Source organism: Photorhabdus laumondii subsp. laumondii, from assembly GCF_003343245.1.
In the GTDB taxonomy this organism is placed as follows: domain Bacteria; phylum Pseudomonadota; class Gammaproteobacteria; order Enterobacterales; family Enterobacteriaceae; genus Photorhabdus; species Photorhabdus laumondii.
Genome location: NZ_CP024901.1, coordinates 1,004,875 through 1,020,949 on the forward strand (window position 1 = coordinate 1,004,875; position 16,075 = coordinate 1,020,949).

18 protein-coding genes and 1 pseudogene are annotated in these 16,075 nt (G+C 40.4%); 15 read left to right on the forward strand and 4 right to left on the reverse strand.

The annotated features are described in order from the left end of the window. Positions 1–27: 27 nt before the first annotated feature. The 4 genes from cpmH to PluTT01m_RS28190 are packed head-to-tail and all read right to left on the reverse strand — an operon-like array spanning position 28 to position 2,180. Positions 28–573 (reverse strand): carbapenem biosynthesis protein CpmH, encoded by a 546-nt coding sequence (gene cpmH / locus PluTT01m_RS04530; protein WP_011145246.1) that lies wholly within the window; start codon positions 571–573, stop codon positions 28–30. Further along, positions 570–1,106: a carbapenem biosynthesis protein CpmG gene (cpmG, locus tag PluTT01m_RS04535; protein WP_011145247.1), complete on the reverse strand. Its 537-nt coding sequence runs from the start codon at positions 1,104–1,106 to the stop codon at positions 570–572. The genes cpmH and cpmG overlap by 4 nt, the downstream gene beginning before the upstream one ends. After that, the gene (cpmF, locus tag PluTT01m_RS04540) at positions 1,096–1,911 is read right to left on the reverse strand and encodes a carbapenem biosynthesis protein CpmF (RefSeq protein ID WP_041379937.1); all 816 of its coding nucleotides are present in this window, start codon (positions 1,909–1,911) and stop codon (positions 1,096–1,098) included. Before cpmF ends, cpmG begins: the two co-directional genes overlap by 11 nt. Before the next feature lie 2 nt (positions 1,912–1,913). Beyond that, positions 1,914–2,180 (reverse strand): carbapenam-3-carboxylate synthase domain-containing protein, encoded by a 267-nt coding sequence (locus PluTT01m_RS28190; protein WP_082303150.1) that lies wholly within the window; start codon positions 2,178–2,180, stop codon positions 1,914–1,916. A gap of 289 nt (positions 2,181–2,469) precedes the next feature. On the opposite strand from PluTT01m_RS28190, the gene hrpB reads away from it, so the two are divergent. From hrpB to PluTT01m_RS04620, 15 genes and pseudogenes are all read left to right on the forward strand, one after another. Continuing rightward, positions 2,470–4,959, forward strand: a complete 2,490-nt coding sequence (gene hrpB / locus PluTT01m_RS04550) for an ATP-dependent helicase HrpB (protein ID WP_011145249.1) — start codon at positions 2,470–2,472, stop codon at positions 4,957–4,959. Between the two features lie 93 nt (positions 4,960–5,052). After that, complete coding sequence (gene mrcB, locus PluTT01m_RS04555) at positions 5,053–7,509, forward strand: bifunctional glycosyl transferase/transpeptidase (RefSeq protein ID WP_011145250.1); 2,457 nt, start codon at positions 5,053–5,055, stop codon at positions 7,507–7,509. Between the two features lie 484 nt (positions 7,510–7,993). Continuing rightward, the gene (locus tag PluTT01m_RS04560) at positions 7,994–9,667 is read left to right on the forward strand and encodes an S-type pyocin domain-containing protein (protein WP_011145251.1); all 1,674 of its coding nucleotides are present in this window, start codon (positions 7,994–7,996) and stop codon (positions 9,665–9,667) included. Continuing rightward, positions 9,667–10,119, forward strand: a complete 453-nt coding sequence (locus tag PluTT01m_RS04565) for a DUF6392 family protein (RefSeq protein WP_011145252.1) — start codon at positions 9,667–9,669, stop codon at positions 10,117–10,119. Before PluTT01m_RS04560 ends, PluTT01m_RS04565 begins: the two co-directional genes overlap by 1 nt. 81 nt (positions 10,120–10,200) lie before the next feature. Next, positions 10,201–10,653: a DUF6392 family protein gene (locus PluTT01m_RS04570; RefSeq protein ID WP_011145253.1), complete on the forward strand. Its 453-nt coding sequence runs from the start codon at positions 10,201–10,203 to the stop codon at positions 10,651–10,653. 120 nt (positions 10,654–10,773) lie between these two features. Beyond that, the gene (locus PluTT01m_RS04575) at positions 10,774–11,199 is read left to right on the forward strand and encodes an HNH endonuclease signature motif containing protein (RefSeq protein WP_071824155.1); all 426 of its coding nucleotides are present in this window, start codon (positions 10,774–10,776) and stop codon (positions 11,197–11,199) included. A 7-nt stretch (positions 11,200–11,206) separates the two neighbouring features. Then, a complete protein-coding gene (locus PluTT01m_RS04580) occupies positions 11,207–11,458 on the forward strand; it encodes a bacteriocin immunity protein (RefSeq protein ID WP_011145254.1) in 252 nt (83 codons plus the stop codon). Between the two features lie 75 nt (positions 11,459–11,533). Further along, a pseudogene (locus tag PluTT01m_RS04585) lies at positions 11,534–11,725 on the forward strand (S-type pyocin domain-containing protein); the annotation flags it as partial. 18 nt (positions 11,726–11,743) lie between these two features. Beyond that, positions 11,744–12,211 (forward strand): DUF6392 family protein, encoded by a 468-nt coding sequence (locus PluTT01m_RS04590; protein WP_011145255.1) that lies wholly within the window; start codon positions 11,744–11,746, stop codon positions 12,209–12,211. A 64-nt stretch (positions 12,212–12,275) separates the two neighbouring features. After that, a complete protein-coding gene (locus tag PluTT01m_RS04595; protein ID WP_011145256.1) occupies positions 12,276–12,743 on the forward strand; it encodes a DUF6392 family protein in 468 nt (155 codons plus the stop codon). 61 nt (positions 12,744–12,804) lie between these two features. Further along, positions 12,805–13,062: a bacteriocin immunity protein gene (locus tag PluTT01m_RS04600; RefSeq protein WP_011145257.1), complete on the forward strand. Its 258-nt coding sequence runs from the start codon at positions 12,805–12,807 to the stop codon at positions 13,060–13,062. Between the two features lie 240 nt (positions 13,063–13,302). Continuing rightward, a complete protein-coding gene (locus PluTT01m_RS04605; protein ID WP_255562933.1) occupies positions 13,303–13,752 on the forward strand; it encodes a DUF6392 family protein in 450 nt (149 codons plus the stop codon). A gap of 105 nt (positions 13,753–13,857) precedes the next feature. After that, positions 13,858–14,166 (forward strand): DUF6392 family protein, encoded by a 309-nt coding sequence (locus PluTT01m_RS04610; protein ID WP_011145259.1) that lies wholly within the window; start codon positions 13,858–13,860, stop codon positions 14,164–14,166. Positions 14,167–14,314: 148 nt separating this feature from the next. Further along, positions 14,315–14,647 carry a helix-turn-helix transcriptional regulator gene (locus PluTT01m_RS04615; protein WP_244213450.1) on the forward strand — a complete coding sequence of 111 codons (333 nt, stop codon included), beginning with the start codon at positions 14,315–14,317 and terminating at the stop codon, positions 14,645–14,647. Further along, positions 14,641–15,957 (forward strand): type II toxin-antitoxin system HipA family toxin, encoded by a 1,317-nt coding sequence (locus PluTT01m_RS04620; protein WP_011145261.1) that lies wholly within the window; start codon positions 14,641–14,643, stop codon positions 15,955–15,957. Before PluTT01m_RS04615 ends, PluTT01m_RS04620 begins: the two co-directional genes overlap by 7 nt. Positions 15,958–16,075: the final 118 nt, after the last annotated feature.

Sequence of the window (16,075 nt, forward strand, 5' to 3'; positions counted from 1 at the left end):
TTTTGAAACCCCTATTATCGCTTAAAATTAGTAAAGAATTTCAAGTTGAACAGGATCACTTATTATTTTAATAACCCCAGTGTCAGATTTTTCAAATTCAATTTGATATTTTTCATTGTCAATGCCTGTAATAATATTATCTAGATAAGAATATGCGAATCTTATTGATTTGCTTTTAGCCCATTCAGGTAATAAATGCACATAGTAGTTAAAAACTATAAACCCTCTTTTTTTATTTATGTAAGTTATACTTAGAATGTCTTTTAACATCATTCTACCGTAACAAAAATCACCATTTTTATTAAATTCTTTTTTTCCTAACTTGGTTAAGTTCCATAATTTATTTTTTCCTCTTTTAAAATCCAATTTCACTAATCCAGCATCAACAAGAGATTCCATGTTCGCATTAACCCATATAGAATTTTCATTAATTGATACTGGCCATTCAGTTTCACCTAGGCATAATAATATTTTATCGTCAATTTTTTTTTGTATTTTTTTTCTAAAAGATTCATTTTCTCCTGAATGACAAAAAAAAGATAAAAAAACAAAAAAAAATAAAAAAAATTTCATAAACTACACTCCATATTATATTCTGTCATGGCATCACTAACATTTTTATATTTTTTCTTTGTAAGATAGGATTTAGTATAATCCCAATAATAATTTGAAATACCAGGCACTTCATTGTTATATTTTATATCATATTTAATAAATTCTACTGGGTATTCTCCAAATATGTCATCATCATTATTTTTTTTGCGAAAAAAAATAATATAATAAACTCCATTTTTTACCCTTAGCTCGTAATCTTGTATTTTTATTTCAGAAGCAGATAATTTAAAATCAAACCAAGTAAAACCAGTATCATTTGGGAGTGGAACTATATTAAATTTCCCATTTTTATTTTTTATAAAAACAGTTAATGTGTTACTTGGATGAGATGTATTGTTTTCAAATTTGGCATAAAAAATTACATCTTTTTTTCCATCACCATTCAAATCTATAAGATTGATTCCATCCTTTAGATTTACCTTATTTCCGCAATGAGAAAATGCCTCAAACGAGAAAAGTAAAATAAAAATAAGGTAAAATTTATTTTTCATTTAAATAGCTCCTAACTAATCTAAATCCAACATCTGGCATAATATATCCTGAACTATGGTTATCACAACTGGATAAGCTGTTTGCATGGGAAAGATAACTTCCACCACAAAAATAGTACAACTTAACTGTACCAAGTTCATAACTATCATAGACCCATTCAGAAACATTTCCACTCATATCGTATAAATCTAAGTCGTTTGGAGATAATTTACCTACAACCTGTGTTCCAAAATTACTTGTATTAAACTCTGGATACCATGCCACCTTCTTAGAATCATTGCTTCCAGAGTGATAGTATCCATATCTTCCTAATCGTAAGGCAGGCTTTCCGCCCCTTGCTGCAACATGCCATTCATTTAAGGTAGGTAAACGATAGCCATTAGCGTTTGTATTTATAAAGATCTCTAAGTTTTTGTCTTTTTTTCTAATAGTTTTATTTCCTTTTTGAAAATATACTGGAGTGAGTTTTAATTTCTCACTTAATGCATTTGAAAAAAGAATGGTATCTAACCATTTAATACTAGTCACAGGATGCCTGCCTTCTTCCTGCTCAGGAGGAAGGCAATCTTCATAATGTGCCCCATTACATCCATCATCAAAATCATAACCATTTAATATAGCCCATTCATATACCTCTTTATATTCTGAATAAGTAACTTCATTCTTCATGATATAAAAAGAATTTAATGTAACATTAGAATGAGATTCATAATTTTGAGCGCCAAACACACTACCAACGTAAAAATCACCGCCTTCAACAAAGCTGAGTTTCATGTTATCAAATGAATATGCTTTTGATGACATTATTATAGATAAAAACAAATATACCCGTCATCTTTCAAGTTGCCTCTTTGTTGGCTGCACTCACTCACCCCAGTCACATCGTTATCTATGCTCCCGGGGATTCGCTCCCTTGCCGTCGCGATGCATCTTGAAATCCATTGGGTATATCTTTTACTTTTAAATTTAGATACATTTGTTGTATTACGGAAGAGTATTCTTCCGGTAGATAACTCATCAAATTGAAACTCATTTGTTAATTCATTTAAATTTTTATCAAAACCATATTTGATAAAGCAAAATTCAAAGCCTAATTTTAAACTCCTTTCATGACTTTGTAAAAATAATTAAGAATCTAGGTAATTAAAATATTAGTACATTAAATGAATTTATCAATGTATTTGACATTAAAATTATTTATATATCTAATCTAACTATTTGTTTTTAAAAACAGAAACCGCAATATTACTGTATCAATGGCAATTATGCATGATTATATTCTCTCTGTACCCTGTATTGGCACAGTGGATAGAATTCCATAAAAACGCCTGAATGACGGATGGCATAAGATTGAAGCAGGCAATGCTACAATGCAGGCGGTTGAAAGTTAACTTTCTTTGGTATGGAGTATTTGTGTCTTTATTGCCTGTATATGAGATCGTCGAACCTGTCCTGAGTGCGTTGAAAAATTCACAACAGGTCCTGCTTCATGCTCCGGCCGGTGCAGGGAAATCGACGGCTTTGCCATTGGAAATTTTGAAAAAAGCCGCTTTTTCCGGGCGTATCATAATGTTAGAACCACGGCGGATTGCCGCTCGCAGTGTTGCTAATCGCCTTGCCGCTCAACTGAATGAAAATATCGGACAGACCGTGGGTTACCGGATGCGTTCAGAAACAAAAGTGAGTGTAACTACTCGCCTTGAAGTGGTAACAGAAGGCATTTTAACCCGAATGTTACAGCAGGACCCTATGCTGACAGGGGTTTCTCTGGTGATTCTGGATGAATTCCATGAGCGCAGCTTGCAGGCTGATTTGGCGTTGGCATTGTTGCTGGATGTACAGGCAGGGCTGCGGGATGATCTGCGCATTTTGATCATGTCAGCGACGCTGGATAATCAGCGGCTCTGTTCTTTATTACCTGATGCACCAGTGATTATTTCAGAAGGGCGAAGCTTTCCTGTGACCAGACATTATTGTCCTTTGTCTGCTCACCAACCTTTTGAACAGAGTATCGCCACCGTTGTATTGCGGTTACTCCAACAGGAGCAAGGTTCTGTGCTGTTGTTTTTGCCGGGTAGCGGGGAAATTCAACGGGTGTTTGGACTGCTTAGCGGGAGAGTGGCTGAGGATACCGATTTGTGCCCGTTATACGGTGCGTTGTCATTGGCTGAGCAACAAAAAGCGATCGAACCTTCACCATCTGGACGCCGTAAAGTTGTTTTGGCGACTAATATTGCAGAAACCAGTTTAACGATTGAAGGTATTCGGTTGGTGATTGATAGTGGTCTTGAACGCACGACGCGTTTTGAACCCAAAAATGGTCTGACTCGCCTGATCACTCAACGTATCAGTCAAGCTTCTATGACACAACGAGCTGGTCGGGCAGGACGGTTAGAAGCCGGTGTGTGTTGGCATCTATTCAGCCAAGAACAGGCAGAAAGAGCGGTAGAGCATAGTGAGCCCGAAATTCTGAATGCTGATCTCAGTAGCTTATGGCTCTCCTTATTGCAGTGGGGGTGTCATGATATTTCTCAATTGCACTGGCTAGATATACCACCTGCGGCGGCTCTGGCGGTGGCTAAGTCGCTGTTATTACAGTTAGGTGCAATCAGTAACAGTGGTCAGTTAACGTCCAGAGGCAGTAAAATGGCGGAATCCGGTAGTGATCCGCGTCTGGCAGCGATGTTATGTGCGGGGTTGGAACAAGGGGCCGATATGCTGGCAACCGCCGCTATGCTGACCGCGATTCTGGAGGAGCCGCCCCGTGATGGTCAGCCGGACATCACTTATTGGGTTGAGCAGCGACAAGCTCATTGGTTACGGCGGGCAAAGCAGTTAGTTAGAAATATGGGTGATCATTTTGGTGAGCCAGTCGGTGGATTTGCTGCAATGCTATTAGCCCAAGGTTTCCCTGACAGAATAGCCAAAAATCGGGATAAGGGAGGGCGTTTTCAACTGTCGAACGGTCTGGGAACGATAATCGATGATGAAGAAACGTTATCTGGCGAATCGTGGCTGGTGGCTCCTTCATTATTACAAAACAGTAGAAATCCTGACGCGCGTATTTTGCTGGCTTGTCCTCTGGATATTGAACGACTGATACAGCAACAGCCGAATTTATTCAGTGAACAGAGTGTCGTTGAATGGGATGATAACAAAGGGACGTTGCAGGCTTGGAAGCGGCTGCAATGTGGCAGCCTGACAGTAAAAGCCCAACGATTGGCAAAGCCTTCCGATGAGCAATTACAACAGGCTCTGCTAAACTGGTTACGCAGTGAGGGATTACATGAGCTGAATTGGTCACCTGCGGCGGTTCAGTTGTGCATCCGTATCCAATGTGCGGCCAAATGGTTACCTGAAATGCTGTGGCCGCCAGTCAATAATGATGCATTAATGGCTTCTCTTGATGATTGGTTAATGCCGTTCCTTACTGGTGTGCGTGATTTGAAAGGGCTGAAACAGATTGATTTGTTGCCGGCACTGGAAAATTTGCTGGATTGGCAGCAACAACAGTGTCTGGATAATGAACTGCCTATTTATTACACTGTCCCTACCGGCAGTCGGATAGCAATCCGTTATTTCAGTGATAAACCACCGGTATTATCAGTTCGGATACAGGAAATGTATGGTGAGTGGCAAAGCCCATCTCTGGCAAAAGGGCGGGTAACACTGGTGCTTGAACTACTATCACCCGCCCAAAGGCCATTGCAGATCACACAGGATTTGGCTGCTTTTTGGCAAGGATCCTATCGTGAAGTGCAAAAAGAGATGAAAGGGCGTTATCCAAAACATTTATGGCCGGATGATCCGGCGAATACGGTACCGACTCGGCGGACAAAAAAATATTCGTAATAGAGTTTAACCCTTGTTTTTGCCGGCGAATAAATTCATTAAAAAATATGAAAACCCAATAATAGCATCTAAACGGTTTCGGAGAATTTTGGAATGTCTGGTGAAGATCGTCAACCAATCGGACGTAAAGGCAAAAAATGGGTATCCCGCCGTAAACGGTCAATAAAAAGACGGTATCTGTTGGATGATGATAATGGCTATGAAGATGAGGACTACGATGATGAAGAGGATCAACTCATGACAAAGAAAGGAATGTATTCCCGTCCACCTAAGAAAAAGTGGCGTTGGTTCTGGTTGTTATTCAAGATATTCATTATTTTTGCCGTATTATTGGCGGCTTATGGTGTCTATCTGGATGCCAAAATCCGCGATCGCATTGATGGGAGAGTCTGGGAATTACCTGCGGCGGTCTATGGCCGCATGGTCAATCTTGAACCGGGCATGAACTACAGTAAGAAAGAGATGGTACATCTGCTGGAAGGGATGCAGTATCGCCAGGTGACGAAAATTACCCGTCCCGGAGAGTTTTCTGTCAGAGGTGAAACCATTGAAATGTTGCGTCGTCCGTTTGATTTCCCAGACAGCAAAGAGGGGCAGATCCACGCTCTGCTAACTTTCAGTGATAACCGTTTGGCGGGGATCGAAAATCTGGAAAATCAGCGTCAGTTTGGGTTCTTCCGCCTTGATCCGAAGCTGATTACCATGTTGCAGTCTCCCAATGGGGAGCAGCGGCTATTTGTGCCGCGTTCTGGTTTCCCTGATTTACTGGTTAACACCTTGCTGGCGACGGAAGATCGCCATTTCTATCAACATGATGGCATCCGTATTCTTTCCATTGGGCGTGCAGCACTGGCTAACTTGACTGCCGGGCGCACGGTTCAGGGGGGAAGTACCCTGACGCAACAATTGGTGAGAAACCTGTTCCTGACCAATGAACGCACTTTGGTACGTAAAGCTAATGAAGCCTATATGGCTGTGCTGATGGATTATCGTTACAGCAAAGATCGGATTCTCGAACTGTATCTGAACGAAGTTTTTTTAGGCCAAAGTGGTGATGGGGAGATCCGAGGATTTCCGCTGGCGAGCCTCTACTATTTTGGTCGTCCCGTGGATGAATTGAGTTTGGATCAACAGGCGTTGCTGGTTGGTATGGTGAAAGGCGCTTCACTCTATAATCCGTGGCGCAATCCTAAACTCACTCTCCAGCGTCGTAATGTGGTGCTCAAGCTGTTACAAAACCAGCAAATTATTGATGAAGATCTTTATAAATTATTAAGTGCTCGTCCACTGGGGGTAAAACCGAAAGGTGGTGTTATTACCCCGCAACCGGCGTTTATGCAGCTCGTTCGTAAGGAGTTGCAGGACAAACTGGGGGATAGAGTGAATGATCTGTCCGGCGTGAAAATCTTCACTACTTTGGACCCAGTATCTCAAGATGCGGCTGAAAACGCAGTAGAAGAGGGGATTGCCAGTCTGAGAAAAACTCGCAAAATTGCTGACCTTGAAGGAGCAATGGTAATTGTCGATCGCATCAGTGGTGAAATCAGGGCGATGGTTGGTGGTTCTCAACCGCAGTATGCTGGATTTAACCGAGCAATGATGGCGCGTCGTTCAATTGGTTCACTGGCAAAACCTTCGACTTATTTGGCGGCATTGAGTGAGCCTGATCAATTTCGACTGAATACTTGGCTGTCGGATGAACCTCTTGCGGTAAAACAGCCGAACAGCAAGGTTTGGGAACCGAGAAATTATGACCGTCGTTTCCGTGGACGTGTCCTGTTGATAGATGGGCTGGCGAATTCATTGAATATTCCTACGGTGAATCTTGGATTGGCAGTTGGTCTTGATCATGTCAGCAACACATTGATCCGGCTTGGCGTACCGGAGGAAGTGATTCAACAGGTTCCAGCCATGTTACTGGGTTCTCTTAGCTTGACACCTTTAGAAGTGGCGCAGGAATACCAGACGATGACGAGTGGCGGCAATCGTGCGACGCTTTCCGCGTTACGTTCTGTCATCGCGGAGGATGGCACCGTGATATATCAGAGTTACCCACAGGCTGAACGGGCTGTACCGGCTCAGGCGGCTTATCTGACGCTATATGGTATGCAGCAGGTGGTGGCGAATGGAACTTCTCGTTCTCTGAATGCTAAGTTTGGTCGTTATAATCTGGCGGGTAAAACGGGCACTACCAATGATCTGCGTGATAGCTGGTTTGCCGGAATCGATGGTAAAGAAGTGGTGATCGCATGGGTTGGTCGCGATAACAACGGACCGACCAATCTGACAGGCGCTACAGGGGCGTTGAATGTATATCGCCGTTATCTGGAAAATCAGACGCCGCTGATGTTGAATAACATTCCACCGGAAGGCATTGTCGATATGGCGGTTAATCAGGATGGCAGCTTTAGCTGTAGTGGCAGTGGTTGGCGAACATTACCGGTTTGGACTTATGATCCACAGAGTTTGTGCCAACAAACAGCGGTATCAGCACCGGTTCAACAGCAAGAAGAAGCACCGGGCTGGTTGCGAGAGATGTTTGGCCAATAATCAATATTTGATTTGAGATGAATGACAAAGCGCTGATCTTTAATGGTCAGCGTTTTGATTTTCTGAGTTTAACGGCTTTCCAAACATACCGAACCATTATTTTTTCGACTTTATACCTGTCATCTTTCAAATTGCCTCTTTGTTGGCTGCGCTCACTCACCCCGGTCACATCGTTCGCTATGTGACCGGGGATTCGCTCCCTTGCCGTCGCGATCCATCTTGAAATCCATAGGGGATATATGATCATCGCAATGGCGGTGATTATCTGCTTGTGTTATGTAATTGTTTATAAATTGTTTCAAAACATGATGTTTTACACCTGTTTGGGGCAATAAAATCAGCAATTTTCAGAATATTCCTATATGTTTTCTAAGCGAAATGTGATGAATTATTAATCATTCGTATTAACTCATGGTGATAATGATATGACGATAATTTCAATTAGATCCACTCTCCATACTGTAAATCAATGGAGAGATGAATAATGGCAATAGGATATTTCTTGCTTGTTGGTGATAAGACAACCTGTGGCGGACAGATTATTACCGGTGACCACACCATGACATTTAATGGACGGGCAACCGCTCGTGAAGGAGATAAGGTCACCTGTGGCAAACATCCCGGTAGTTATACGATTGTCGGTGGTGTATCAGATGTGTTTGATATGGGACGTAAGTTGGCTGGCACATTGGACAGTGTGAGTACTTGCCCTTGTCGGGCTAGGTTTATCAATTCGGAGATGGACAGCTATGAGAAGCAGGAGCAACCCAATAATCGGGCTACATCCCCTGTTAATATGGCGACCCAAAATTTCTCGTCGCCGGTGGAGGAAGCGAGAAACGTTCAGCCCGCACCTCCTGTGACTAAAGAGCCTCCGATACCGGTGTTTGCGAAATCCTGCTTACGGGGTAAAGGTTGTACCGATGCCGGAACCGAAGCCGAACCGGCGGATAACTTCGGCAGAGTGGCGATATATCAGGTTCCGTCATCTCCCACTCCGGTGACGCCGCAAAAACCAGAACCGCCTCCGCAAGGTGAGAAACAGCCGTCTGAACCGGATAAACCGCAGGATAAAAAATTACCGTGGTATAAACGGTGGTTCCGTGGTGGTGAAGATAAAGCCGAAGCGGCTGCTGCTGCCGTGGCCGCCACTGCTCGTAGCGCGGTAGCGGAAGGGGAAACGCTGGTGATGCGTTACATTGGCGGCGGCGCTATCAGTGCAGGACGTTGGCTAGCGGCGCCGAATCCGGTGACAGTTGGATTAATGGGGCTGTTTTATTCACCTAAGCTGAATGAGGGTGAGGAGGATTACTTAGATCCGTCTCGCCTGAGACAGATAGCGGAACAGTACGGTAAAGCGCCAACTCGTGTACGTTTTCGCTGGATCAGAGATGAAAAAAGCGGCAGGATGACGGTTCAGGGATATCACGTCAGCCCGGAAGGCGGCTTGGATAAAGTACCGGTTCGCATGATGACGCTGAATCGGACCACCGGTAATTACGAGTTTTGGGAACCGGGGGAATACCGGCCGACGATTTTATGGACGCCGAACGAACAGGAATTCAAGGTGCCAGCCCATACCGGGAATGAAGAACAGCCGTTTATTCCGTCGCAAATAACCGTGTTGCCGATCCCGGAGAAAGTGGGCAGCGATATTGAATCGTTACCTATGCCGGAAGAGAAGGATTTTCGTGATTATATTCTGATCCTCCCTGTTCCTAATATGCCGCCGGTGTATGTGTATTTGAGTAAACCACCGGTGAAACCGTTGGAAGTGGGAGAATATCAGGATCTGGCTGGACGTAGCCGTAATGATGGGTTGGATATTGATCATATTCCTTCTAAGGCAGCGTTGAAATTGTTTTTAAAAAATAAGTTAGGTAAGGCTGCAACAGATAAAGACATAGATAAGATACTCAATAGTGGTGTATCCATAGCTATCCCTCATAGGGTTCACAGAGGCTATAGTGAAACTTATAAGGGCAGGAATACAAAGGCGAAACAAGTTAAAGACGCATCAGATATTAGAGTGGCGGTAGACAGTAATTTTGATGCTCAAGTTCCCGGCCTACGAGAAGAAGGCTATACAGATGATCAGTTGAACAAGGCACGAGAAGAATTACACCAACTGAATAAAGAACAAGGGTGGTATAAATAGTGGCTGACATTACGAAATTAATTAAATGTCTTGGAAGAACCGCTGAAACGTTAGTTGAAGATGGTGAGATATCTAAAGGAATATTTAAGTTTCATTTTGAAGGGGATGAATCGTTCAATTGCGAACCTGAAAAAGGAATCACATTAGTTTTTGATTCTAAATCTAGGCAATTGAATTCAGTCCAGATAACTCTAATTGATATACATGGTGATCATGATGAATATAATGGTAGTTTGCCTTATCCATTTTTACCTTTAATGGATAAGGCAATGATAAGAGCTGAATATGGAGAACCTATGGAGTCAAAAGATATGATAGAAGCACCGGTTATAGGTGTTATTGGTGGATACGATGCTTATATAAATCGTATAAAATCTTGTCCAAACGTGGAAGTCATTTTTATTTATGATGCTTATTATCGAGTGAGAGCTCTTACTTTCAACACTATCTGAGAAGAGAGCTTTTTTACATACTATAATCGGCGGATAGTGGCTAGTAAACCATTATCCGTGCTTGTATGCTAGAGGTTAGGCATGAGTATTAAGGAGCTTATTAATAGCTTAGGGAAAACAGCAGATTTATTAATTGAAAAACAACTTATCCCGACAGGAAAGTTTGAATATTTGTTTGAAGGAGACGATGAATTTCTCTGTATGCCAGAGGATGGATTAACGTTAGTTTTTGAAGATAAATCAAGGTTGTTAATCTCAGTCGGTATTACTCTAATTACGTCTGGGCCAAGGATGAAGATTTATAGAGGTGAAATGCCGCCCCCATTTTTGTCTGAAATGGATAAGACAAAGGTTAAATCTGTGTTAGGAGAGCCATCAGAGACAAAGGGTGCTGTTAAATTGCCAGTTATTGGAATGGTTGGAGGATGGGATACTTATATTGACCGGATGAGCGATCAATACCCAAATACACGAATAATTTTTGCGTATTCTACAGATCAGAAGGTGAGTAATATAACGTTTAAAAAAATTTGAGTGAAGTGTGATTTCTAATTATTTGTCTTTGGTAAAGTGGATAGCGATATTAAATCGCTGCCCGTAACGTAGGAAAAAGATTTCCGTGATTATATTCTGGTATTCCCAGCCGATTCAGGCATGGAGCCGATCTATGTGATGTTTAATATTCCTCGGAATCAACCGGGAGTGGTAACTGGTCGGGGACAAAAAATCGAAGGAAACTGGTTAAGTCGAGCAGGGCAAGATATGGGAGCACCAATTCCCAGTCAGATAGCAGATAAGTTGCGTGGGAGGAAGTTTAATAACTTTGATAATTTCAGAAATGCGTTTTGGAAAGAAGTTGCTAATGACCCTGAGTTTTCTAAGCAATTTAAAACTGCGAATATGGGAAATATGAAAAAAGGAAAAGCTCCAGCTCCAAGGAAAGACGAATGGAAAGGAAAAAAGAAAAAATACGAATTACATCATAAAAAGCCTATTTCTAAAGGTGGAGATGTTTATAATGTTGATAACATTAGTGTTGTTACGCCAAAGAGACATGGTGAACTACATAGTTGGAGGTGAATAAACTATGGAAAATAATGTAATGAATATTACTGAAAATGAATTTTTATCCTTGATAAAGAAAATATTTAATGGAAATTTTCGAACAGAGGAGGAAGAATCAGAAGCTATAGATGAATTTGAAAGAATTTCAGAACACCCCTCTGGCGGTGATTTAATCTTCTATCCAGAAGATGGCATTGAAGATAGTCCTGAAGGTGTGCTTGAAGTAGTAAAGGAATGGAGAACCAAAAACGGCAAACCTGGCTTTAAAAAATAGAGATTGAGTAAGTGATGAAAAGGATTATAAAAATCCTTTTCATCACAATCAAAGTGAATACCTCACAACTATCATACTGATATTGAATCGCTACCGATTTCGGAAGAAAAGGATTTCCGCGATTATATTCTGGTATTTCCTATTCCGAATATGCCGCCGGTGTATGTGTATTTGAGTAAACCACCGGTGAAATTGTTTGAAGTAGATTTGTATAGAAATTTTGCGGGGCGATCAAGAAATGGAACACATGCAGAATTTCAACACTCTATCTGAAAAGGGGGAATAATGGCAGATATTATGACGATGATTAAAAGTTTAGGACAAACGGTGGAACAATTAGTTGAAAAAAAACTTATTTCTGATAAAAAATTTGAATACCTTTTTGAAGGAGCTGATACGTTTAATTATGAGCCTGAGGCTGGTCTTATCTTGGTATTCGATGATAAATCGAGAAAATTGAGGTCAGTTGAATTTACACTGATTAGTATTTCTGGACGTTCTGGAAATAGTGAAATGTATCATGGGGAAATGCCTCCTCCGTTTACTCTATCAATGGATAAAGTTGCTGTTAGAGCTTTGCTAGGCGAACCTGATGTTACCTCAGGGGAAACAAAAATTCCTGTTATTGGTGTTGTCGGCGGACATGATTGTTATATTCGTAAACTTCACTTTATATACCCCAATACAAATATTCGTGTCCTATATTTAATAGATTTGCGTGTTCGAGGATTGGTTTTTGAGAGGGAAATATAATTTTTCCTGTGAAAAATTTGAAAATCTAAGTGGAAGATATATCAGAGAAGGGGATGTAAAAATAATGACGGTTAATGTTGAATCGTTAATTAATAGTTTAGGTAGAACCTACCAAGATATTTATGATGAGGGACTAATTCCTTATAAAACTAAACCAACAGGGTTTGCCGGTGATAGTATAGTATGCTTGGATATGGTTAAAGAAGGCGTTTTTCTGTCTTTCCATCGGGAAGGAAAGCGATTAAAAGAAATTACATTAACTTTGTTTGACGAGAAGAATTCTTTATACCAGTTTACTAATGAGTTGCCTTCACCATTAATTCCATTGATGTGCCGACAGTGGGTTCATGAACAATTTGGCAAACCAGAAAAATTTCTTCCACCGAGAAAAAGGCTCAAAAAAGACATTGGCTGGACTGAGTTATATTCATTGCTGGATTTTCGTATTCCGACCAGTATGAAGTTTGATTATGATCTATTGGAGCAAGTTATATCAGTGACATTCTTACCTACATCAGAAGTACGTTGGTAGTCAATAATAAGAGGGGAACCGTTTTAATAGCCAACTCATTTAAATAAAGAGGTAAAGTAGAATGGAACTGAAAAATAAGTTGGAAGATTATACAGAAGCTGAATTTTTAGTTCTGCTGAATAAAATCTTCGATGGTGAATGTAAAACTGAGAACGAATATCACAGTTTAGTAAAACATATTGAGATAATTACCGATCACCCCAGACGAAATGGACTAATTTTTTACCCAGAAAATGGAGTTGAAGATAGTCCAGGAGGTGTGCTTAAAGTTATAAAAGAATGGCGAGCTAAAAACGGAAAACCTGGCTTCAAAAAATAAAAGGGATTCGGTAAATTAGGAAAAAGATTTCCGCGATTATATTTAGCTGATTTGCGTGTTAGATGGTTGGTTTTTGAGCTGGGAATATAGCCTTAGCTTAATCAAGAACAGAGGTTATGAAAATAATGGCAATTAAATAGCGTTTCATAATTCCGCTACACATGGCCTTCTTCAACCCATTGTTATATATGGAATTATGAGTGGTATAAGATATAGCACTATTTTAGAATCTTATTTAACATTAAAGAGTTAATTGATAATTTGGGACAAACAGCAGAACAAATAATTGAAAAAGAGATTATTCCAGCTAATAAGTTTGAATATTTCTTTGAAGGAGATGAGGAGTTTTTTTATAAACCTGAATCAGGTATGAGACTTGTTTTTGATGATGTTTCGAAGCGGCTAAAATCGAGACAGTTCACATTGATTAATATCTATGACAATAACGGTGCATATAATGGAGAAATACCTTATCCATTTTCACATTCAGTGGATAGAACAATTGTTAGAGCACTTATGGGGGAACCAGATTCTGCTGATGGCCCAGAAAAGATCCCTGTCATTGGCATGGTTGGTGGATATGATTCTTATACACGTAAGTTGAGTGAGCAATATCCTAATACAGAAATTCGTTTTCTCTATTTGGCTGATTTACGGGTACATGCATTAATCTTTGAGCATATTGTATAAACGCTTTCTGGAATATTTTTCTACTTTCATTTAATAGCAGTTAATAAACCATTATCCATGTTTATATGCTATAGGTCAGATATAAATAAAGAGGTTATATAAATAGTGACGATAAATGTAGAGGCGTTAATAAGCAGCCTGGGTAAATCTTATCAGGAAATTTTTGATGAAGGGTTAATTCCTTATAAGAGTAAGCCTAGAGGAGATTCTGGTGACGATTATGTGTCGCTAGATATGCAGAAAGAGGGGATATTTCTGGCTTTTAACCGGACCAGCAAGAAATTAACACATGTCACGCTGACATTGATCGATGAAGAACGGCCCCGCTATGTTTACCCAAATCAATTGCCATTCCATCGGGTTAATCCAATGACGCGTGCATTCAGTTTCTACCGATATCAACTCATCTCATAATGTTCCATATATAGGATATTACTGCTGTTAAAGTCTATAATGTCCTTTTAATAGGACATTAGCATATAAGGTTGTGATTGATATGTAATGTGCTTATAATTGCTCATTATAGATAATAACGGCTTTAATGTGTCATTATGGGAGCGTTATGATGTTACATGAAAAAACAGCTTCAGCAATTGCAGAAGAGTTGGGAGAACGCTTGAAACAAGCTCGACTAAACAATGATCTGACTCAAGCTGAAATTGCTGAGCTTTTAGGCGTCACAAGAAAAACTGTACTGAATGCTGAAAAAGGTAAAGTCCAATTAGAGATTTTTGTTGCCATTATGGCAGCATTAAACTTAACCGAACAATTAGATCTTTTTCTTCCCAAACAAAGTATATCTCCTATTCAACTCGCTAAACTTCAGGGAAAAAAACGACAACGGGCATCTGGTCTTAGAAAAAACCATATTGAAGAGGATACGCCAGAATGGTAATGGAAGTTATCAACGTAATTTACAATCAACATGAAGTTGGTGCGATGAGTTTTGACCCTAGTAAAAACTTGGGCTTATTTCAGTACGACCCCAGCTTTATCGCTAAAGGGATCGAACTGTCTCCGTTGAAAATGCCTTTGTCAAATAAAATCTACAGTTTTCCAGAACTGGACTACCACACGTTTAAAGGGCTACCTGGATTGATTGCAGACTCATTGCCAGATGATTTTGGCAACGCTGTACTCAATGCATGGGTTGCAGCTCAAGGTAAATCTCCTAACGACATTACACCTTTGCAGCGACTTCAATATACTGGGAAAAGGGGGATGGGCGCTCTTGAATACGCACCAGCAACCAAAATGAGAAATCTTACTTCCTCAAAACAAGTAGAAATAGGTTCATTGGTTTCTATTGCCCAAGAAATTCTTAACTCCCGTGGAAATTTTACTGCTGAGTTGATTAATAATGGTCAGGAAGATCGCGAGGCCATGATGTCATTACTTTCCGTGGGTATGAGTGCTGGCGGAGCCAGACCCAAAGCTGTATTAGCCTTTAATGAGGATTTTACTCAGGTTCGCTCTGGTCAAGTTAAAGTTCCTGACGGTTTTATTCACTATCTTATGAAATTTGATGGTGTCAGTGAGCACAACAAAAATCAGGAAACCTTTGGTGATCCACTAGGCTTTGGAGCAATGGAATATGTATACCATTTGATGGCAAAAGACTGCGGTATAGACATGATGCCTTGCCGATTACTCCATGAAGGCAATAGGCGTCACTTTATCACACAGCGTTTTGATCGTCTGGGGAATAAAAAAATCCATGTCCAAACATTAAATGGACTTGCTCACGTTGACTATAAAAAACCAGGCTCCTTCTCCTACGCAGAACTTTTCTTTGTTGCTAGGCAGCTAAAACTATCGGCTAAGGCTGCTGAACAGCTACTAAGAAGAATGTGCTTTAATATCATTGCTAGAAATCATGATGATCACGCTAAAAACTTCGCGTTTATATTAAAAGGCAAAAAATGGGATTTGGCCCCGGCTTACGATTTAGCCTACAGTTACAAGCCTGACAGTAGATGGGTTAGCAGTCACTGGATGAGTTTAAATGGTAAAAGAGACAACTTCACTCGGCAAGATTTTTATTCATTGGAGAAACTAAGCCCACTATTCACCAAAAAAATGGTCAATGGGATTATTGAGGAAACCATAGAAAAAGTCTCTGCTTGGAGTAAGGTAGCCGCTGATTTTGGTGTACCAAAATCGTTGATTGATCTAGTTGATACAAATTTGAGATTGAATATCTAATATTGAAATCCTTATTTTCGAAAACAAGCTATAAATATAGGCAGCTTAGGAGTTGTTATTAAAAAAGCCCTGCATTACAGGACATTTGTGTGAGAGGGCTTGATGCAGATGGGGATTA

Coding starts and splice junctions, on each gene's coding strand:
- PluTT01m_RS04600 (WP_011145257.1), top strand. CDS start 12,805: ATGGAACTGAAAAATAAGTTGGAAGATTATACAGAAGCTGAATTTTTA.
- PluTT01m_RS04615 (WP_244213450.1), top strand. CDS start 14,315: ATGATGTTACATGAAAAAACAGCTTCAGCAATTGCAGAAGAGTTGGGA.
- cpmH (WP_011145246.1), bottom strand. CDS start 573: ATGAAATTTTTTTTATTTTTTTTTGTTTTTTTATCTTTTTTTTGTCAT.
- PluTT01m_RS04595 (WP_011145256.1), top strand. CDS start 12,276: ATGACGGTTAATGTTGAATCGTTAATTAATAGTTTAGGTAGAACCTAC.
- PluTT01m_RS04570 (WP_011145253.1), top strand. CDS start 10,201: ATGAGTATTAAGGAGCTTATTAATAGCTTAGGGAAAACAGCAGATTTA.
- mrcB (WP_011145250.1), top strand. CDS start 5,053: ATGTCTGGTGAAGATCGTCAACCAATCGGACGTAAAGGCAAAAAATGG.
- PluTT01m_RS04590 (WP_011145255.1), top strand. CDS start 11,744: ATGGCAGATATTATGACGATGATTAAAAGTTTAGGACAAACGGTGGAA.
- hrpB (WP_011145249.1), top strand. CDS start 2,470: ATGCTACAATGCAGGCGGTTGAAAGTTAACTTTCTTTGGTATGGAGTA.
- cpmF (WP_041379937.1), bottom strand. CDS start 1,911: ATGTCATCAAAAGCATATTCATTTGATAACATGAAACTCAGCTTTGTT.
- PluTT01m_RS04575 (WP_071824155.1), top strand. CDS start 10,774: ATGGAGCCGATCTATGTGATGTTTAATATTCCTCGGAATCAACCGGGA.
- PluTT01m_RS04560 (WP_011145251.1), top strand. CDS start 7,994: ATGGCAATAGGATATTTCTTGCTTGTTGGTGATAAGACAACCTGTGGC.
- PluTT01m_RS04580 (WP_011145254.1), top strand. CDS start 11,207: ATGGAAAATAATGTAATGAATATTACTGAAAATGAATTTTTATCCTTG.
- PluTT01m_RS04620 (WP_011145261.1), top strand. CDS start 14,641: ATGGTAATGGAAGTTATCAACGTAATTTACAATCAACATGAAGTTGGT.
- cpmG (WP_011145247.1), bottom strand. CDS start 1,106: ATGAAAAATAAATTTTACCTTATTTTTATTTTACTTTTCTCGTTTGAG.